At 46.0% G+C, this 21320-nt stretch carries 15 protein-coding genes; 3 read left to right on the forward strand and 12 right to left on the reverse strand.

Annotation, left to right across the window (positions count from 1 at the left end):
• Nucleotides 1–5 precede the first annotated feature (5 nt).
• Both DRW07_RS00160 and DRW07_RS00165 read left to right on the forward strand, forming a co-directional pair.
• Complete coding sequence (locus tag DRW07_RS00160; protein ID WP_124025865.1) at nt 6–1100, forward strand: efflux RND transporter periplasmic adaptor subunit; 1095 nt, start codon at nt 6–8, stop codon at nt 1098–1100.
• 144 nt (nt 1101–1244) lie between these two features.
• Nucleotides 1245–3728, forward strand: coding sequence for a GGDEF domain-containing protein (locus DRW07_RS00165; protein ID WP_124025866.1), 2484 nt, complete (start codon nt 1245–1247; stop codon nt 3726–3728).
• A 19-nt stretch (nt 3729–3747) separates the two neighbouring features.
• Here the strand turns inward: DRW07_RS00165 and DRW07_RS00170 are convergent, their stop codons facing one another.
• The 3 genes from DRW07_RS00170 to DRW07_RS00180 are packed head-to-tail and all read right to left on the reverse strand — an operon-like array spanning nt 3748 to nt 7909.
• Complete coding sequence (locus tag DRW07_RS00170) at nt 3748–6111, reverse strand: DNA polymerase II (RefSeq protein ID WP_240630464.1); 2364 nt, start codon at nt 6109–6111, stop codon at nt 3748–3750.
• On the reverse strand, nt 6098–6571 hold the full coding sequence (locus DRW07_RS00175) for an Lrp/AsnC family transcriptional regulator (RefSeq protein ID WP_124025867.1): 474 nt from the start codon (nt 6569–6571) through the stop codon (nt 6098–6100). Before DRW07_RS00175 ends, DRW07_RS00170 begins: the two co-directional genes overlap by 14 nt.
• A gap of 6 nt (nt 6572–6577) precedes the next feature.
• Nucleotides 6578–7909, reverse strand: coding sequence for an OapA family protein (locus tag DRW07_RS00180; RefSeq protein WP_124025868.1), 1332 nt, complete (start codon nt 7907–7909; stop codon nt 6578–6580).
• A gap of 153 nt (nt 7910–8062) precedes the next feature.
• Here DRW07_RS00180 and tyrS point away from each other — a divergent pair, with 153 nt between their 5' ends.
• Nucleotides 8063–9265, forward strand: coding sequence for a tyrosine--tRNA ligase (gene tyrS / locus DRW07_RS00185; protein ID WP_124025869.1), 1203 nt, complete (start codon nt 8063–8065; stop codon nt 9263–9265).
• A gap of 27 nt (nt 9266–9292) precedes the next feature.
• Here the strand turns inward: tyrS and DRW07_RS00190 are convergent, their stop codons facing one another.
• The 9 genes from DRW07_RS00190 to gltB form a co-directional block, all read right to left on the reverse strand.
• The gene (locus DRW07_RS00190) at nt 9293–9676 is read right to left on the reverse strand and encodes a rhodanese-like domain-containing protein (RefSeq protein ID WP_124025870.1); all 384 of its coding nucleotides are present in this window, start codon (nt 9674–9676) and stop codon (nt 9293–9295) included.
• A 19-nt stretch (nt 9677–9695) separates the two neighbouring features.
• Nucleotides 9696–11099, reverse strand: coding sequence for an adenosylhomocysteinase (gene ahcY / locus DRW07_RS00195; protein WP_124025871.1), 1404 nt, complete (start codon nt 11097–11099; stop codon nt 9696–9698).
• A 153-nt stretch (nt 11100–11252) separates the two neighbouring features.
• Nucleotides 11253–12068 carry a helical backbone metal receptor gene (locus tag DRW07_RS00200; RefSeq protein ID WP_240630465.1) on the reverse strand — a complete coding sequence of 272 codons (816 nt, stop codon included), beginning with the start codon at nt 12066–12068 and terminating at the stop codon, nt 11253–11255.
• A gap of 11 nt (nt 12069–12079) precedes the next feature.
• Complete coding sequence (locus DRW07_RS00205) at nt 12080–13066, reverse strand: cobalamin biosynthesis protein (RefSeq protein WP_165870349.1); 987 nt, start codon at nt 13064–13066, stop codon at nt 12080–12082.
• A 4-nt stretch (nt 13067–13070) separates the two neighbouring features.
• Nucleotides 13071–13781, reverse strand: coding sequence for a 5'-methylthioadenosine/adenosylhomocysteine nucleosidase (locus DRW07_RS00210; RefSeq protein ID WP_205665358.1), 711 nt, complete (start codon nt 13779–13781; stop codon nt 13071–13073).
• Nucleotides 13782–13910: 129 nt separating this feature from the next.
• Entirely contained in the window at nt 13911–14492 is a 582-nt protein-coding gene (locus DRW07_RS00215; RefSeq protein ID WP_124025875.1) for a DUF2726 domain-containing protein, read from the reverse strand.
• A 107-nt stretch (nt 14493–14599) separates the two neighbouring features.
• Complete coding sequence (locus DRW07_RS00220; RefSeq protein ID WP_124025876.1) at nt 14600–14941, reverse strand: hypothetical protein; 342 nt, start codon at nt 14939–14941, stop codon at nt 14600–14602.
• A 109-nt stretch (nt 14942–15050) separates the two neighbouring features.
• Nucleotides 15051–16466, reverse strand: coding sequence for an FAD-dependent oxidoreductase (locus tag DRW07_RS00225; RefSeq protein WP_124025877.1), 1416 nt, complete (start codon nt 16464–16466; stop codon nt 15051–15053).
• Between the two features lie 20 nt (nt 16467–16486).
• Nucleotides 16487–20953 carry a glutamate synthase large subunit gene (gltB, locus tag DRW07_RS00230; RefSeq protein ID WP_124025878.1) on the reverse strand — a complete coding sequence of 1489 codons (4467 nt, stop codon included), beginning with the start codon at nt 20951–20953 and terminating at the stop codon, nt 16487–16489.
• Between the last annotated feature and the right edge of the window lie 367 nt (nt 20954–21320).

Genomic DNA, 21320 nt, shown 5'->3' on the forward strand with positions numbered 1-21320 from the left:
CCACCATGTTAACGCGAAATATTATTATTCCTTTGCTGATCACCCTTGATTTATTTGTCCCTGGACTGGCGATTGCTCAAGACAACAATGAACCTCCCGCACAACTAGTCGAGGTTGATTCAGTTAATGCAGAAATGATAACAGCACGTATTTGGGTGCCAGGTACTGTGCTCAGTGTCACCGACAGCGAATTGTCATCAGAAGTATCTGGGCGGATAACCTGGATGGCAAATGTGGGGGAGCGTATTCAAGCAGGACAGCCTGTGGTTAAGTTGGACAGTCAACGTCTTGAGATCACACGTAATCAGGATCAGGCCAATATCGAAAAGTGGCAAGCTAGAGTAAACTTATTGTCTGCCCGTGTAGACCGTTTTGACAGTATGGCTGCGAAGCAGAATATGTCTGAAGATCAGATGGATGAGATTCGTGCTGAGCTAACCATTGCCAGACAGGAACTGGTGCAAGCCCGTGCAAATCTTGAGTTAACAGAATACCAAATCGTGCAAAGTCAGGTTACTGCCCCTTTTGATATATTGGTAGTGGAGCGACTGCAATCGCCAGGCGAATTTACTTCTGTCGGTCAAGTGCTGCTCCGAGTAGTGGACCCAACAAAAGTCGAAGCCAGTGTTCGGGCGCCGCTCAGCGTAATCCCTTTTATTAATAAGGGTATGGCAGTTCCTGTGTCCGATTCTAGGCTGCAAGTAACGCAAACGGTTCGCTCAATTGTACCTGTCGGCAACGCGCGGTCTCGTATGATGGAAATTCGGATTACACTTGATCCCAACGATTTTATCATTGGCGGCGCCGTAAGAGTCGGTTTACCAAATAGTGCGGCGCATGAGGGACATACCGTACCAAGAGACGCGTTAGTCTTGCGCAAATCTGGCACCTACATTTACCAAGTAGATGCGAACAATAAAGCGCAGCAAATTCCCGTTACTACGGGGGCTGGGTTAGGTGAACGCATTGAAGTTAAAGGTAAGTTGCTGGCCGATGGACCTGTAGTTATTCGCGGCGCAGAACGCCTTAAAGATGGCGACAAAGTAAGAATGAGTAGTGCTACTGAAACATCAGAAGAGCTTGTGGCGGCAGCACTATAACGAACTAGTTGATGTTCATAATGTGTATCGGCGGAGCCTGGCTTACTGTTTAGTGTGCAGGATGAAAGTAAACATATTCTCTGGACAACACCTCAGGTAAGGGTCTAGATTCAAAAGGACTGAAAGCGTAACGAAAGACTTGCTATGGAAATGTTCTACACAGCATTGATGACAATTAATGCTATGTGTGCAGTGCTTATTTTAATCTCAGGCATTCAACACAAGCGCCCTTACTTGTTAACACTGGCGCTACTAAACGTGATGTTATTTTTGTTTCATGCAGTGTCTGTGATCTTACTAGCAGAATCAAACGTGGTGTCTGCAATTACCTTAAGTCGTTATCACATGGCTATCGTGATATTTAGCTATCCGCTGTTATTTTACTCTGTAGCCGCTTGGACAGGCTTTAGGCAAACCAAAACATTCACACTTGGTTTTATTGTTGTGTCAGTTGTGATGCTCATTGTTAATGCGGCGTCAGACATGCCGTTGCGCTATGGCGAGAACGTATCAACCTTTGCCTATCAAACTATGTTCGGTGACAGCGCCTATCTGTTAGTCGGAGAAAGTGGCGCTCTGTTTCCATTATTTCACCTAATATATGGCGTGATTTGCTTATTCTTATGTTATTGCGCCTACAGATTCTATCAACGCAAACACTCCTGGATGTCTTTGATTTTAGTTGTCACTGTACTGATGCAAATTGCTAGTGGATTCATTGGATATCAATTAGACAGCAACCGTTCGTTTTGGGTTTATATGGGCGGCGTTCCCCCGACATTTTTGTCATTGGGGGTTTTGTTTTCAATCGTATATGGGTTTAAGCAAAAATCACAGGAGTTAGATGAAGCCTTACAAGCCAGTAAATCAATGCGTGAGTTGTTCGCTGACTTGGCCAAGATATCTAATGAACCCGGTGAATCAGAATTTTACCTCGAAACGATGCGACTGTTGGCTGATTTTAGTCGCGCTGATTTTGCCCTTCTGGGATTAGTAGACACTGCAAATATAGACCAAATTAGAACAAGAGTTGCGCTAAAAAATGCCCTACCCATTGGCAATTTCAGTTATCAGCGGCGCGGTACACCCTGTGAAAATGTCTTGTCGATTGATGCCTGTGTGTATCAGCAGGGCGTAGCAGACATTTTTCCCACAGATCTCATGCTCAAAGAGGAAAAGATTGAGTCGTATATTGGTTACCCGGTGGTAGATGCTGATAACCAACCCATAGGTTTATTGGTGTTGTTATTTACTACACCGCTTCATCACGAAGCTATGTTGCGTACCATAGTCGATATTTTTGCTACGCGTATTAGTGCTGAGTTGAGACGAGAGAAGTTACAAGAAGAACTAAAGGCCACGGCATATACTGACTATTTGACGCGTTTGCCTAACCGAACCAAATTACTCCAGCACATTAATCGATTAAGTCAGTCGGGACAGGATTCGATGTTAATGCAATTCGATCTCGACCATTTTGGCGAGGTAAACCAGCGTTATGGTTATGATGTTGGTGATCAAATCATCCGGATTATAGGTGAACGGCTATCGAGTTATGCCTCGGATGGCGTCTTTGTTTCGCGGAACGGAGGAGACGAATTTGCAGTAGTGCTGCCAAATGTTCGAAACGGTATCAGTTCTATGTTGGAGGTTCACTGGACCGCCATACAAGCTATTATCACGCGGACGTGTTACGTGGGGCATCGACGAATTCACCTTGATTGCAGTATGGGCGCTGTTGTCTTTCCCTCTCAGCTACACTCGCACTTTGATGTCATTGGTGCTGCAGAGCATGCTTTAGCTAGGGCAAAGGAAGAAGGACGCGGTCGCAGTGCGTTGTTTAATCCTTCTTTGTTAGCACACTTTGAATATACCCGGGACATCGAGCAATCGTTGGTGGAAGCCGTTGAGAAGAACAAAGGATTATCGGTTTTCTATCAGCCTAAGGTCGACAAAGAGGGAAGCTTGCTTGGTGCGGAGGCACTTCTGCGTTGGCATAGCGAGGAGCGTGGTTTCATTTCTCCCGCTGAGTTTATCCCTATCGCTGAAGAAACCGGCGCCATACATGCACTTGGTTTATGGGTAATACAAACCGTGTTTACCCATATTCAACAATGGCAAGAACAAGGCAAGCGCATTGTGCCAATATCAATTAATGTTACGGCATCACAGTTTGATGATGAGAGTTTTCTGTCAACATTACTCGAGCAGCTGATACGCTTTCACATACCCAAAGGGGCAGTGGAGCTTGAACTCACCGAGTCTGGCTTGCTTAGAGACAAGAAGAGCGCAATCAAGACACTTGCCGAACTTAGAGCAAAAGGTATTGGCGTGGCGTTAGATGATTTTGGCACCGGCTATTCGTCATTGTCTTATCTAAGCGAGTTGCCAATAAATGTGCTCAAAATTGACAAATCTTTTGTCGATCGCATCAATGATGAAAAGGGCAAGGAACTCATCAGGGCGATTATTGCAATCAGCCAAACTTTAGGACTCGACAACGTCGCTGAGGGAACGGAAACACTTGAACAAGTCGAACTATTATCAGCAATGGGGTGTTCGGTTTTCCAAGGGTACTATTTCAGCAAACCCATTGACGAGGCAAGCTTCTCCACATGGTTAACGTAGAGAAACGATGCAGGAAGCGTTACTCAAACAACCGCAATTGCGCTGCAGTCATTGCATCAAACGACAACCCAAGATGAGGCAGAATGCTGTCTGCGATAGGTTTAAGCTGCTTATCAATATAATGTGTGTAGTCGAGAGGAACGTTTGTGCCAACCGGTACCGGTCCATTCGTCGATATAACGTACTGAACTGAACTTTTATTGGGGTAGGGAATAGGTTTACCCGCACTTTTAGCTTCATCATTGGCGATGATGGCAGCTTTTACGTGTGGTGGTCGGGTTTTAATGTAAGCGTCAACGGGTTTTCTTAACCGTTTTTGATAAATCAACTTAGCATCTAACAGACCTTCAGATACCTGACTAACTGTATGCTTAATGTAGTCTTCGACGGGTTCTTGTTTAAATACCTTTTGGTACAGGGTTGTTTGAAACTCTTTGGCAAGTTGTGTCCAGTCTGAACGCACACTCTCAAGCCCTTTAAATATCAGCTTTTCGCCATGATAAGGCCCTGTCATACCTGCATAGCGCTTTTTACTTCCCAGTTCTGAGTGTCGGATAGTAGGCATAAAAAATCGAGCGAAGTGAGTTTCAAATTCAATTTCTAAGAAGCATTCGGTGTTGTATACAGCGTTAATATGATGCTTCCATTTCGCATTAATATGGGAGGCGACTTGCCGACCAATATTATTGACTTCAATGGCGTCATTACAGCCTTTTATCCATACAAAAGTTGAGTCAGTATCGCCATAGATTACGGTGTAGCCCATTTCTTCTATCCAAGCTTTAGTGGTCTGCATGATTTCATGGCCACGCAGTGTGATTGAGCTGGCGAGGCGAGTATCGTAAAACGGGCAGCCGCCCGAGCCCAACACGCCGTAGAAGGAGTTCATAATGATTTTGATAGCCCTTGATCTGGCTTCGTCACCGTCTTTTTTGGCTTCATCACGTTGTTGCCACAACTGATCAATGATGTCTGGGAGAAAATGCTTATCCCTCGAGAAAAACGCGTCTTTGAAACCAGGTATGCTATCTTCCGGGCATTTTAAACCCTCCACCAAGCCGACAGGGTCAATCAAAAAGGTGCGGATAATAGAAGGGTAGAGGCTTTTAAAATCCAGTACCAAAATATGCTCATACATTCCAGGTGAGGAAGTCATAACGTACCCGCCAGGACTTGCCAATCCGCCATCATGTGGTCTATTAGGGGATACATAGCCAGCGCGGTGAACGTGTGGGAGGTAATTATTGATAAAGGCTGCAACAGAACCTCCCGGCCGTGAGAGTGGCAAGCCAGTCAAGCAACTACGTAACACCAAAAAGTTTATTAGGTTGGTTTTTTCAATGATTCTGGCAACAAGACGGCAGTCCATCCAGTTATAGCGCGCCAGTGTGGGCTTATCATGTATAAAAAGATGTTTGATGCGACCTAGCTGATCATCATCATGTATGAGTTTTTGCTCTCCAAGTAGTTGCTCAGCAACATAATTTAGCGTGAAGCTCGAAAAATGAAACGTCATCGTTTTTAACGACTCTATGCCGTCAACAACGGCACGACCTGGCACTTCAACCCAGTATTGCTCATTGGTCGTTTTCCTGACCGTCATCGCCTGCCCATCTCTGCCTATATTCAGTGAAATACCGCATAGACTTGCACGCTCAGTCAGGACTCTACAGTCAAATTGCTTAACATTCCAACCGGTTATTACATCAGGGTCATACTGACGGATAAAGTCTACCCACGCCTTCAGCAGGTGCAATTCACTGGCGACGTTCAGGTAGGTAAACTCGTTGCTTTTAAACGTCTCTGGCGCATCATCACGCATCCAGACCCAACCATTTTTTCCATCATCACAACCAATGGAGTAGAGTTGTCCGTTTTCATCACACTCTATATCGACAACAATGTATCGCAGCGATGGACGGTATGTACCAGGGCGAATTTTTAGCTCTGGTAAGCTGCGATATTGCACACTGCCGTAAACAAAGCGCTCCATGATATAACGGTCGGCGGGCTTTATATCTGCTTCGAAGATTTCAATACCAGCGTCGCGACATATCACCTCAAAAGACCTCAACTGCTTCTGTGTGTTGGCTTTGAGCACTGCAACAGGTTTGTTTTTAAACGTATGTAAATGTGAATCTATGAACTGGATATCATGTGAGTCGTTAGACAGTGTCATGGCTTCTAGCAGGTTCTCACGTTCGATAAACGCGATGGCAGACTGAGGGGGAGAATCCAGACTGATAGTGCCCTGCTGACCAGTGATCCAGAGTCTAACGCGCTCTTGTCCTTTCTGATGAACAACTTGTGTATTTATGATGAATCCATCCTGCCAGTCCTTTGAAGTGGAGGTGATATGCCTGACAGAATTAGCTGTTTTCAAAATGCGGGAGCTGGTTACTTATCTTATGATCGTATATCAGTGAGGTTTCAACGTGAGTAACGTCGTTGCGCGAGGTGATCTGATCAAACACGAAATCTCTGAGATGTGGTGCATCACTGACAGTAACATGTAAGAGCACATCATTTTCACCGCCAGTATGAAATAGCTGCAGGACTTCTGCTGAATTCAGTAATGCACTCTGAAAATCTTTGAACGTATTTCTGTCATGCGACGCTAGCCGAACTGCAACCATTGCCTGAATATGCCCACCCAAGGGGGTGAGATTTAGCTGTGCGTAAAAGCCTTTTATTACCCCATCCACCTTCAGCCTTCGCGTTCTTTCTAAACAAGAAGAAGGAGCAATACCCACGGCTTCGGCAATCGCTTTATTTGACGTTTGCGGATCGCTGTAAAGAGCGGCAAGAATAGCTAAGTCAGCAGTATCGAGTTTACGCGCCATTAATGATTATTCACTGATGTTTGCGCGGTCGTTTAGCTTTTGATTCATAGCAATCATGATGCGCTTAGATGCATTGAGTTTCTTCAGGCTTGCCGCTGCAATCGCTTCAAAACTTTCTCTTTCTTCGTTGGCTATCGGCATAGCCTTGGGGAGTGACACCGTTCTTGGGTTGCGGTGCACGCCATCAACCAAGAATTCATAATGCAGATGCGCACCTGTGACTCTGCCAGTGGCACCCAGATAGCCTATTGTTTGGCCCTGTTTAACAATTTCACCCTTTTTAACGGCTCTACTTTTAAAGTGAAGGTACTTTGTAGTGTACTTTTCACCGTGCTGAATAAATACATGGTGGCCATTGAGTTTGTCGTAGCTTGATTTAATGACCTTTCCGTCACCGGCAGCCATAACTGGGGTGCCCACTCTGGCAACGTAATCGACGCCCCTGTGTGCTTTCCATCTCTTCAGCACTGGGTGAAAGCGCCTAGGGTTAAAGTTTGAACTTACGTATTTGAAATTGATTGGCGCGCGCAAAAAGCTCTTACGCATGCTTCTGCCTTCCGGCGTGTAATAATTACCATCAGAATGAAGAATAGCCTGGAACTGCTCTCCCTGATTAACGAATTCGGCTGCGATAATATCACCGTGCCCAATGAATTCCCCGTCTAAGTATTTTTCTTCAAATACCACATTGAATGTATCGCCTTCACGAATTTCCATTGCAAAGTCGATATCCCAGCCAAATATGCTTGCAAGACGCATAATTTGATTATCTGACAAACCTGCTCTAGATGCTGCATTCCAAAAATTGCTGGTAATTTCCCCTTGTGCAAAATGTGCACGCACTTCGACTGGCTGTTCTTCCACGCGCGATGTGAGCTCACCGTCCTCGGAGGCTTCAATAATCAGTGTTTTTGTCGCTGAAAGTGCGTATTGAAGCGCGGCAAATCCGCCTTCTTCATTACTGCGATAGCGAAGTTCATCGCCGGGCAGCAAAGTAACCAGGGTTTTTGCCGGTTCTCCTGCGCGGCTTACTCTGTGTGTATCTCTGGGCGAAAAACCAATACGTTGGAAAATCTTAGCGAGTGTGTCTCCGCGTTTAACCGTCACACTTTCCCAAGACTCTTCGAGCAATGCAGCAGGGACAACGTTTTCAACAGCTGAATAAGATAAAGCCAGTGGGTAGCGTTGCCCTACTTCCAAAATCGTTGACTCTGTGTGTCTGCTGGCTGTGGCAGGATCGCTGGGGAGTAACAATAAAAAACACATAAAACCCGTCACCATGGTAATACTAATCTGGTGGGCCTTGGGTAGGGAAGAAAACAACTTAACTGGACGCATAACTCACTCTTTTTACAAGACCTGTTGAGAATACTGGTTTTAGCGGTGCAATTTCAAGTTAAACCTAGTCGCAAAAGGGCATTTTACGTAGCATTTTTAGGCATATCGTATAAAATGCTCGACCCACTTTGAATAACGATAAACGAGTATGCCATGACCGACTGGATGACCGCGTTAGCAGAAATAAAACGTGGTACTGATGAAATACTTCCAGAACAAGAGCTGGTTGAGAAACTTAAAACAGGCAAACCCCTTACGATCAAAGCCGGGTTTGATCCCACTGCACCTGATTTGCATTTAGGACACACGGTTCTAATTAACAAGCTGAGAACTTTTCAGCAATTAGGCCACAATGTTGTTTTCCTCATCGGTGATTTCACCGGTATGATAGGCGACCCCACCGGGAAAAATGTTACCCGCAAGCCGCTTACTCGCGACGATGTAATGCGCAATGCAAAAACCTATCAGGAGCAGGTATTCAAAATTCTCGATCCAGAGAAGACGGCGATACGGTTCAATTCTGAATGGATGGAGAAACTGGGCGCAAGCGGCATGATTAAATTGGCGGCCAGCCAAACAGTTGCCCGTATGTTAGAACGTGATGACTTTAAGAAGCGCTATGCTAACGAGCAGCCTATCGCTATTCATGAGTTCCTGTATCCGTTGGCTCAAGGGTGGGACTCTGTTGCTCTAGAGGCCGACGTGGAGCTTGGAGGAACGGATCAGCGGTTTAATTTGCTGATGGGAAGAGAGCTCCAGAAAAGTCAGGGGCAAGCCCAGCAGGCTATCTTGATGATGCCTCTATTAGAAGGCTTGGACGGCGTACAAAAAATGTCAAAATCGCTGAACAATTACATTGGTATCACAGATGCACCCAATGACATGTTTGGCAAAATAATGTCTATCTCTGACGACTTAATGTGGCGATACTATGACCTGCTCAGTTTTAAACCCTTGGAAGAGATTGCAAAGCTCAAAGACAGCGTTGCGGCGGGTGCTAATCCAAGAGACGTTAAAATTGAACTAGCCAAGGAAATTATTGCGCGATTCCACTCTGAGGAAGCAGCTGAAGCAGCTTATCAGGATTTTGTGCAGCGCTTTCAGAAAAATGCTATTCCAGATGATATGCCTGAAGTGTCTATTTCGTTCAATGAGGAAGGTATTGGCATTGCAAGCTTACTGAAAGAAGCCGAGCTAGTGGCTTCAACATCAGACGCTATGCGCATGATTAAGCAGGGAGCAGTGAAAATAGACGGCGGAAAAGTCGATGACACCCGGCTAAAGTTGAATGAAGAAGGAACACACGTTTATCAGGTGGGCAAACGCAAATTTGCCCGTGTAACCCTGAAAAAATAAGAAGGTACAAGTTTCGCCGTGACGATGTCACGGCGTTTCGATTGGCAATTCAGCGGCAAACCAAGCCTTCATGTCACCTTCCATATGCGTCAGGTTAGACATGCCCGCATCCTTTAACTTTTCGATAGCATAGCCCGCTCTTTTGCCGCTTCGGCAAAAGAGTATTAACCCTTCTTTTTCCAAAGGGCTCAAGGTGGCCAAATGCGCCTCAATGTCTTTGTGAGGAATATTGATCGCACCAGGGATGTGACCTGCAGCAAACTCCTCAGGTGTACGAACGTCTACCAGAGTGCCTTTAATGCCCTGTTCACTTATCAGTGCCTGATGTACCTCTTGCACAGAAATGGTTTGGGTTTCTGCCCATAACTGCATAGGCAGACTTAGCAATAAAACGAGAAAGAATTTTTTCATTATGCTGTATCCAAATTAATTAATACTTGTATTCGTCGGCCTTGAATGGACCATCTACAGATACGTGAATATAGTCGGCCTGTTGCTGAGTGAGCTTGGTGATAACGCCACCGAAACCTTCAACCATGTACCGAGCTACTTCTTCATCAAGTTGTTTGGGCAATACTTCCACTCGTAAGGCCGTTTGTTTGTCCGCATCAGACAGATCGGCAAACTTCTCTTTAAATAAGTGAATTTGTGCCAGAACCTGATTGGCAAAAGAACCGTCCATAATGCGCGAAGGGTGGCCAGTTGCATTGCCAAGGTTTACTAAGCGGCCTTCCGACAATAGGATAAGATGGTCTGTTTCATCTTCGCTTCTATAGACTTTATGTACCTGAGCTTTGATTTCCTCCCAGCGCCAGTTTTTACGCATATAAGCAGTATCAATTTCGTTGTCAAAGTGACCGATATTACACACCACAGCACCAGGTTTGATAGCTTGCAGCATCGCACTGTTACAGACATCATAATTACCTGTTGTGGTAACTAATAAATCAGTGTTTTGTAACAAAGTTGCATCAACATCTTCGATTTTGCCGGTATTTACGCCATTTTTGAAAGGCGACACGACTTCAAATCCATCCATGCAAGCCTGCATCGCACAGATAGGATCCACTTCAGTCACCTTAACGATCATCCCTTCCTGACGCAGCGATTGTGCTGAGCCTTTACCCACGTCGCCGTACCCTATTACAAGGGCTTTTTTACCCATCAACAAGTGGTCAGTGGCGCGCTTAATTGCATCACTTAGGCTGTGTCTACATCCATACTTATTGTCATTCTTCGACTTTGTAACTGAGTCGTTCACATTGATAGCCGGTACTTTGAGCTCGCCCGCTTTCAGCATTTCATACAGACGGTGTACGCCTGTCGTAGTTTCTTCTGTAATACCATGAACAGCCTCTAGTACTTGGGGGTACTTATCGTGCAGCATAGCGGTCAGATCGCCACCGTCGTCCAGGACCATATTCGCTTCCCAAGGCTGACCGTCTTTTAAAATAGTTTGTTCCAGGCACCATTCATATTCTTCTTCGGTTTCACCCTTCCAGGCATAAACAGGCACGCCTGCGGCTACCATCGCCGCAGCAGCATGATCTTGCGTAGAAAAAATGTTGCATGATGACCACCGCACTTCTGCGCCAAGTTCCACCAGTGTTTCTATCAGTACACCGGTTTGGATTGTCATGTGAATACAACCCAATATTTTTGCACCCGCCAAGGGCTGCTCGTCTTTGTATTTTGCTCTGATAGCCATTAGCGCAGGCATTTCACTTTCTGCAATGGTCAGTTCTTTGCGTCCATAATCCGCTAATGCGATATCTGCAACCTTGTAGTCGCCGGTGGATAGTACGGAGTTGGTTACTGTGTCGTTTTTTGCCATTTTCGTGTTCCTGCTTATATGACTAATTATGTTGGTGACTCTTGTACGGCAAACCTATAAGAGGCGGTTCATCTTGTCCAGCAGACTTTTTGATTATCGTGCCTTTGTACATACTATCTGTTTACTTATATATCGGTAGGAAGAGATGCAATCTTAATGTGTCTTGTCTTCATCATTATTGATAGAGGTACATAGACGCGTTAGTTCTGGTGCGAGTCGCAGCGTGTAACGGCTCATTATATCGGGGTTGGTTCGAATGTAACGGGCGTTGAGAAAGGCATGGTGTTTCTCCCAATATTGACGAACTTCTTCAATAGGTTTGTCAGAAATACTTAGGATAATTTCAGGCTGTTTAAGGAGCACTTGTTGTGCACTGACTGTGGGATAGTCCACTGGGCTATCTGAGAAAATCGTTTCTGCGCCACACACTTTGAGCAACTGATTGCCCCACGCCTCTTTTCCTATTGTCATGATGGGGTTATGCCATGAGTAATAGAAAATGGGAATTTTCTGTTGTTTGGCATATTTCAGGCGCAGTGTATTAAGCGTCTTGCTGAATGGCTCAACAAGTTTTTGAGCCTGATGAGATTTGTTTAATAATGTACCCAATTCAAGTAACTCAGTGACAATGTCTTCGGGTACCTGTGGTCGAGACAAAAACACGTTTATACCCAGCGATTTAATTCTGGCAATGTCCTGAGGCTTGTTACCGCCTTCCCAGGCCAGAACAAGATCGGGTTTTAAGTGTAAAAGGGCCGCTATGTTGACACCCTGATAATCTGCAATGATGGGTTTTGACAATGCTGACTCAGGGTAGTCTGAATAGGCACTGACACCGACAAGGTTATCCTCTTCCTGAAGAGAGTAAACCCACTCTGTAAGGTGTGGTGCCAAAGTAACGATGCGTAATTCGCCAGCATTCAATGTACTGGTAGTCAGTAATGCCAAAAACGCGACTGCTATTCGCAAACAAAAGCTCCTTATTTTGTCAGATATAAAGAAAACGCTATCAATACTATCAGTAAACAGCTCATGACAAGGGAAAGTAATTCAATGATAGTCTCTGTCGCTTTCATGTCGCTCAGTCGAACCTGAAAGGGCATACCCAATCGGGGAAGATTGACCTTTATTTTCTGGTAATACATGGGGCCCGATAAGGCTATGGCAAGCTTGCAGGAAAAAGTGCGAATAATCAGTGGTGCTAAGTGCCAGAAGCCAATCTTTGGTGGTGAAACGCGCACTGGCTCTCGACCTTTTTGATGGTTGAGCTTTGGCCATATCACAAGCTTTAATAGTAATGTCATGATCGCGCAGGGCAGCCATTGACAAAGGCGGCAAAAAAAGGTGACCGGGACCACAAAGAAGTCACTGCCCGCCTGGGGACGTTTCCATTGCCAGCGGCACTCTAATGCGCATCGATAAGTCATAGCCAAAACAATGCCGCCAACCATAAAAAGAAAAATAACCGTGACGTACTGATAAAAAAAGCGCAGTAAAAGCGATTCCATTGCGGCTTTACCCACGCCAATATCTGAGAGCGATGATGTGTCGCGTTTCACGGTTTGACTCAGCCATTCTCTCGCCAGTGTTTTTTGTTTTTTTGCGAGCGCTGTGATTACGCGGGTATACACCTTTCTGACTTGGGCGAAGCCAAGCGTCAAATAAAGCAAAAGGCCCTCAAAGAAGCTTTTGTAGGCCGCGAATTCAAGTAGTAAGGCCATCAATATAAGCAAAGGACCAAACAGTACTAAATAAGCCAAAGTGCCTGAAATGACGTGTTGTTGAGCAACAGCGTCAACGGGTGTCTGCACTTTTATCGCCATGCGTCTGGCAAGTAGCTGTACCAATGTTAGCGGATGCCACTTTGCGGGCCAGCACCACAAACGGTCTGCTGCGATAGCTACCAGGGCGAGGGTTGCAGAAGTCAGTGCCCCCCCTTGTGCAAACTGTGTAAGGAAGTTGTCCAAACGCCTATAAATCTTTTTCTGATAAACTCTTTACCATACCCATGACAAGCTCTGCCGAATGCTTAGCGGCTGTTTCAAGGTATGATTTGAACGACACTGTCGAGGTGACGCCTGCGATATCAGAGAGCGAACGAATAACCAAAAAAGGTGTGTCCAGCATAAAACAAGTTTGGCCAATGGCTGCACCTTCCATTTCTACAGCTGCCATAGCCGGAATAAGGTTGCGCAGCCTTTCTGCGGCTTCATCACAACCAATAAACTGATCACCCGTACAGATTAGCCCGCGCTTGGACGTGACATGTAATACGTCTTCGGCGGCTTCTTCGGCTGCAATGATAAGTCGTTCATCACAAGGATAAATGTCAGGCATTCCATAGACCTGCCCCAAGGCATAACCAAAGTGAGTGACATCTACGTCATGGTGTTGTACACCGCTGCCGATGACCAAGTCGCCAATTTGTAAGCTGGTATCAAAGCCGCCTGCAGAGCCCGTATTAACTACAAAATCAGGTGCAAATCTGTCAATCAATACTGTAGTGGCTACGGATGCGGCTACTTTTCCAATACCACATTTTACCACCACCACTTCAACGCCATGTAGTGTGCCTGCGTAGAACGCCAAGTGCGCATATTCGGAGACGGTTACGTTTTCAAGTGATTGTTTAAGCAAAGACACTTCCTGGTCCATTGCACCTAAAATGCCAATTTTCACAATTCTTTCTCCAAATAGGGCGCGAGTGGGAGCGCATTCTACAAGTATTGGTTAAAGTTTAAAACACATTGGGGAATAAACAAAAAAGCCCCTCAGTAGAGGGGCAAACCATTTAATCAATGGCTGGGGATGTCAAGCCGCAACGCGACTGGAACGTAAAGGGCGTGTTGGCTTATTCGGCCTTTCGGGGTTTAGCCTGGACTCGGTGAGTTTTTGCTGACGTCTGCGCATCGGTATTAACTTGGTTTCGATACACTCGCGGATTTCCTCCACCGAGTAGCCTGACTTAACCTTAATCCGTGCATGGGGGATATTGGCCCCATCAAGGGCGTTAGAGACAAAGAGGTCTTTTTGTACCTTGTAGCCGTCTGCACCTTGTTTGTGTACTAGGTCAATTGCCAGCACGGGTTGCATATCGCTTTTATTACACAGCACAAAATCGATGCTTTTTGCAGATGCTCTGCTAAGGGCAGTTGACGCTTGCTTCTTCTTTGTACTTGCAGATACGGTGACAATGTCACTCAGTTTTACTCTGCACATGATACGAAACTCGTTATTTACTGCCTGCTCCAGCAGCTGCAAGAAAGTGTGTTCAACAGGAGTAAACAACTGACCTTTTCGCCTAAATGGATAATGGGTATTTTGCACTGACAATGCCATTGCACCGGCCGATACGACAATCAGTATCATCATTAAAATAATAGCTAATTCCATTCAAATAACCTCACTGCAAACTTACACGTGAAGTGTCAAGTCAATGACACAACAAACTGCTCTGTAGAAACTAGAGCAATTGCAATGCCAACTCGTGAGGTGTCGAATTAATTTGTGGAAATTACCAGAATGTCAATTTGAGTTCCCTTGCCATCGGGCGATATGACAATGCGTTTGCTGTCCTGATTATTACTGATAAGGGTACGTTCACCGACCACAGAACGCACTTCAAATCCGTCTGCTTGCGTGTAATAGGTCACGACCTGGTTGGGAGAAAGCTTAAGGTGATAAACTAACGTTGCAGGTAAACCTTCGTCAAAAATTTGACAAAGTTTAGCGTCCTGATGGAGCGCAATTGAATGGAAATTCTCCGGACAGTTAGCAACGTCTGGCGAACCGGCATAGTTGTCGCTGATCGCCTGTAGAGGTAGCAAGCTTAAAGCCGCCATTACTAAACTTGAACGTTTCATCACGCTTGGATTATCTCAGGTTCCCTAAACTGAAATTCAGTATATGCTGAGTTAAGCACCACTGCAAACCGTGCAGTGGTGCCTAAACTCATACGTTTAGGTAGTCCAGAATACCTTCAGCCGCTTTTCTTCCTTCATCGATGGCGGTAACAACCAAGTCGCTACCACGCACCATATCGCCGCCTGAGAATATTTTAGGGTTGGAAGTCTGGAACGGATATTTGCCCTTGGCAGGCGCACGAACCCGTCCTTTTTCATCCAGGATGATGCCAAAATCAGCAAACCAAGGTGAAGGGCTTGGCTGGAAACCAAACGCAATAATGACGGCATCTGCCTCTAAAATGTGTTCCGACCCTTCAACCTCAACGGGTCGGCGACGCCCTTGTGCATCAGGTTCGCCCATTTGCGTTTTTACCAATCTTACGCCTACGGCATGACCGTTTTCGTCAACGGCAATATCTAAAGGCTGTAGGTTAAACTTAAACTCAACGCCTTCTTCTCTTGCATTGACCACTTCACGTCTTGAGCCAGGCATGCTCTCCTCATCCCGACGGTAGGCACAGATGACCGATTCAGCGCCTTGGCGAATAGAGGTGCGAACGCAATCCATTGTGGTATCACCACCACCGAGTACAACTACCTTTTTACCCTTCATATCGATGTATTCACTGGGGTCTTTTTCAATCCCCATGACGCGATTGGTATTGGCAATGAGAAACGGTAAGGCTTCGTGTACACCAGGCGCTGACTCATGCTCAAACCCACCTTTCATCGCGCGATACGTACCCATACCAAGAAATACAGCATCATAGCCATCCAAAAGGTCCTGAAACGGCAAGTCTTTACCTATTTCGGTATTAAGCACAAACTCTATGCCCATATTCGTGAAAATTTCGCGGCGTAGCTTGATCACGTCTTTTTCAAGCTTAAATGAAGGGATACCAAATGTAAGGAGCCCGCCAATCTCTTCATAGCGGTCATAAACGACGGGTTTCACCCCGTTTCTGACCAAAATATCTGCACAGGCAAGCCCTGCAGGCCCCGCTCCAACAATGGCCACTTTTTTGTCTGTCCAGACCACATCAGACATGTCTGGTCGCCAGCCCATTTTAAAGGCTGTGTCAGTTATGTACTTTTCAATAGAGCCAATGGTCACTGCACCAAAATCATCATTTAGGGTGCATGCCCCTTCACACAACCTATCTTGGGGACACACGCGTCCACACACTTCTGGCAGGCTATTAGTTTTGCTAGATAGCTCTGCAGCTTCAAAAATTTTGCCCTCATTGGCCAGTGCCAACCACTGTGGGATGTAATTGTGAACAGGGCACTTCCATTCGCAATAGGGGTTACCGCAGTCGAGACAGCGATCTGCCTGACCTTGTACCTGAGAATCTGTCATCTCATGATAAATTTCGTCGAAACCTTGCTTCCGCACAACAATCGGTTTTTTTGGCGGGTCAATTCTTTCAACATCTACAAATTGATATACGTTTTTAGCCATTTATACTTCACCTTATCCGATTATTGCGCTTGCACTCGAAGCTCTGCACTAGAGCGACTGATGTGACCCAGAAGATTCTTAACATCACTGGTTTTTGGCTTAATCAATCTGAAATTACCACGCTCTTCCTGAAAGTTGGTGAGTAAATGAAGTGCACGTTCACTGCCTGTTTCTTCGTAGTGTTGATTGATTAAACCACGCAAGTGCTCGGACAAAATGACCTTGTCATCAATAGACATAATGTCGAGTAATTCTGGGTTGACGCGTTGCGCCATATCGCCAGTTTCGTCATAAAGATAGGCAAAGCCGCCGGTCATACCTGCACCAAAGTTCAGCCCTATTTTTCCTAGCACAGCGACGATTCCTCCGGTCATATATTCACAACCGTTATCACCCAGCCCTTCAACAATTGCAATGGCGCCGGAGTTCCTCACGGCAAAACGTTCGCCAGCTCGACCTGCTGCAAACAACTTACCGCCGGTTGCACCATACAAACAGGTATTCCCCACAATGGCACTTTCATGAGCCGTGTATTGCACATCCTCTGGGGGATAAACCACTAATTTACCCCCCGTCATACCTTTTCCGACGTAGTCGTTCGCATCGCCTTTCAAGTACATGTGAAGCCCGCCTGCATTCCATACGCCAAAACTCTGACCCGCAGTACCTTCCAGATTCAAAACCACAGGTTTATCCTCCATATCGTGATTGCCGTGAAGTTGGGCAATCGCACCTGATACCAGTGCGCCGACTGAGCGGTCTGTGTTACGTATGGTATAGCTTAATTGTTTACCTGTTTTTGCTGCGATGGCGTCCTTAACATCAGCAAGGATAGCGGCATTTAATTCGCCCGTATCTAAAGGCGCATTGGTAGTCTCTGAACAGAACAGTCGGGTGTGGGCGCCTGCCGTGGGTTTTTTCAATATTGGACTTAAATCCAGCTTGGACTGCTTGGCAGTGATGCCATCGAGCACTTTCAGTAACTCTGTTTGACCAATAAGGTCGTCAAACTTCCTTATTCCCAATAACGCCATTAATTCACGCACTTCCTGGGCTACAAAGCGGAAGTAATTCATGACCATTTCAGGCAAACCAATAAAATAGTTGTCTCTGAGCTTTTCATCCTGAGTGGCAACACCGGTAGCACAGTTATTGAGATGGCAAATACGCAAGTATTTGCAGCCAAGAGCGACCATAGGTCCGGTTCCGAAGCCAAAACTCTCCGCACCCAAAATCCCCGCTTTTACAACGTCTAAACCGGTTTTTAAGCCGCCATCTGTTTGCAGACGTACTTTGTGGCGTAGCCCATTTTCTACCAGCGCTTGTTGAGTTTCAGCCAGTCCCAGTTCAAAGGGGCAACCTGCGTATTTAACCGAGGTGAGTGGACTTGCACCCGTACCACCGTCGTAGCCGGACACTGTGATCAAATCCGCGTAGGCTTTTGCCACACCTGTGGCTATGGTGCCAACGCCGGGTTCTGAAACCAGTTTAACTGAAATCAGCGCCTTTGGATTTACCTGCTTCAAGTCGAAGATAAGCTGTGCTAAGTCTTCAATTGAATAAATATCATGGTGAGGTGGCGGTGATATCAGGGTTACACCAGGCACAGAAAAGCGCAACTGAGCGATGTATTTATTGACTTTATCACCGGGTAGCTGTCCGCCTTCACCCGGCTTCGCACCTTGAGCGACTTTAATTTGGATTACACTGGCATTGGTCAAGTAATGAGGGGTGACACCAAATCTGCCTGACGCGACTTGTTTTATTTTGGAATTCTTTTCCGTGTTAAAACGCGCCGGATCTTCGCCGCCCTCTCCTGAGTTAGACTGACCACCCAAACGGTTCATCGCGATCGCCAGTGCTTCATGCGCTTCAGGACTTAGCGCGCCAATTGACATGGCGGCAGTATCAAAGCGTGGATACAGGCTTTCGGCGGGTTCCACCTCATTTATATCGATGGGCTCTGCATGTGGATTCAAGCCCAACAAATCACGTATGTGGGCTGGTGCACGGTCATTAACCAGTGTCGAAAATTGTTGATAGTCCTCATACTTTCCGCTTACTACAGCGGTTTGCAGGGTTTTTACGACATCCGGATTGTAGGCGTGATATTCCCCATCATGAACATATTTGAGCAATCCACCATGGCTGATGGTTTTTCGCTTAATCCAAGCTACACGGGAAAGATTCAGCAGATCCTGTTCAAAGTCAGCAAAACCGGCGCCCTGAATGCGCGAGGTCACACCAGTAAAGCACTGCTGCATGACTTCATCGTTTATGCCTATCGCCTCGAATAACTTAGAACTGCGATAGCTCGCTACTGTACTGATGCCCATCTTAGACATAATTTTGTACAGGCCTTTATTGATACCTTTGCGATAGTTGAGTACTGCTTGCATGATCGGAACATCGATAGCGCCAGACTCGGCAAGTTGCTCAATGGTTTCGTAAGCGAGAAACGGATAAATGGCAGTTGCACCCAGCCCCAATAGCACAGCAAAGTGGTGGGGATCTCTGGCAGACGCTGTCTCAACAACAATATTGGCATCACAGCGAAGTGCTTTTTCAATCAAACGACGTTGAACGGCACCTACAGCCATGGGCGCAGGAATGGGTAAGCGGTTGGGCTTTATATTTCTGTCAGACAGTACGACAAAGGCTGCACGTTTTTGTTTGACTAGATACTCAACTTCATTACAAATACGTTCGATGGCACGTTTGAGGCCCTCTTCCTGTGCGAATTGAAGCTCTACCACTTCTGAATAATAGTTCTCAGGATTAAACTCTCGTAGTTGCTTTAGGTCGGTATACATAAGTACGGGGCTGTCAAACAACACCCGGTCGGCGTAACCACTTGTCTCGCTAAACACGTTTTGCTCACGACCAATACAGGTAGCTAGTGACATAACATGACTTTCTCGGAGAGGATCAATGGGCGGATTCGTCACTTGGGCAAACTGCTGGCGGAAATAATCGTAAAGCGTTCTTTGCTTAGTCGACATAACTGCCATAGGGGTGTCATCACCCATTGAGCCTACCGCTTCCTGACCATCCTTTGCCAACACCTTGATAATTTGATGTATTTCTTCATAACTGTAATTAAACAGTTTGTGGTAAGTTGACATGGTATCGTCGTCAAATACCCGGTGGCCAATTTCCGATGCGTCTAATTTTTCGATAGGGGTTAGTCGGCGAATATTGTTCTCGAGCCATTCAGCATAGGGGTGGCGATCTTTAAGGTCTTCATCAATTTCATTTGAACGCCAAATTTTACCTGTGTAAGTGTCTACAGCCAGCATTTCGCCAGGCCCTACACGGCCTTTTTCTATAACGTCTTCAGGTTTGTAATCCCAAATACCGACTTCAGAGGCCAGTGTGATAAAACCGTCGTTGGTTAACACATAACGAGCAGGGCGCAGACCGTTTCTATCCAGGTTGCAGGCCACGTGTCTGCCATTGGTCAACACTATGCCTGCAGGGCCATCCCAAGGCTCCATATGCATAGAATTAAACTCGTAAAAGGCACGCAAATCCTCATCCATGGTGGCATCATTCTGATAGGCTGGCGGCACTAAAAGACGCATGGCCCGGAATAAATCCATACCGCCCGCAAGAAAGAGCTCAAGCATATTATCCAGTGACGAGGAATCTGACCCTTCGGTATTAACGAAAGGCGCCGCGTCTTTCAAATCAGGCAAAAGCGGCGTGGCAAACTTGGCTTCCCGCGCCATAGCCCAATCACGGTTACCCTTAATAGTATTTATTTCGCCATTGTGAGCGAGGAAACGAAATGGTTGTGCTAGCGGCCATTTAGGTAGCGTATTGGTAGAAAAACGCTGGTGGAAAACACAAATGGCGCTTTGCATGCGCGGGTCTGCCAGATCAGTATAGAATCTGGGTAAATCCTTGGGCATTACCAGGCCTTTGTAAACGGTGACTAAACCCGATAGACAGGCAACATAAAAGTCAGGATCGTTCACGAGTTGCTTTTCGGCTCGTCTTCGCACCATAAATAAACGGCGCTCTACGTCCTTCTTACGCCATCCAGCAGGGGCGTTGATAAATACTTGCTTTATCTGGGGGACGCCAGTCAGCGCTAGCTCACCTAGAATCGATTCGTCTACCGGCACATCTCGCCACCCAACTACACCTAGTGTTTCTTGGGCCAATTCGCGATTTAATACTTCGATAGATTGATTGGCCAGCGCGTCGTCTTTGCTTAGAAAGATCATGCCTACAGCATATTTTTTGCCCAGCTTCCAACCATTTTCTTCAGCAATTGCCCTGAAGAAGCTGTCTGGCTTTTGCAGCAATAGGCCACACCCATCACCGGTAACACCATCTGCGGCAATACCACCGCGATGTTGCATTCTGTCCAACCCTGTAATCGCTGTTTGAACTAGCTTATGGCTGGGGCTACCTGTGGTGTGCGCGATCAGGCCAAAACCACAATTATCACGAGCATCATTAGGATGATACAAACTCATATTTTTCTCCTACACCTTGGACTGGTCAAGGCACACACTATGTTACTTATTGCTCACTGAGGGTGATTATTGTCGTTATTATTTGTTGTTTTTATAGGGTTGGTTACGATACTGATATCGTTACCTTTTTTGAGCCAGTCTTGCCCGCATGATTATGCATATTGAATACACGGGTCGTACAAAATACCGATAGTCGAAAACAAAATCAAACAGTATTCTCTTTTCGACTGTGAAAATTTTGTTTCACTGTTGCTGTAGCCCTTTAATAATCTATCATTGGGAGGTGGGTGAGGTAGCGATCATGTTGTCTTCGCTATTTTGGTTTACGTGAACGTTAAGGTAAAGCCCGCGTTTGCGTGATTCGCAA

It is taken from the genome of Paralteromonas sediminis (genome assembly GCF_003820355.1).
GTDB classification, from domain to species: Bacteria; Pseudomonadota; Gammaproteobacteria; order Enterobacterales; family Alteromonadaceae; genus Alteromonas_F; species Alteromonas_F sediminis.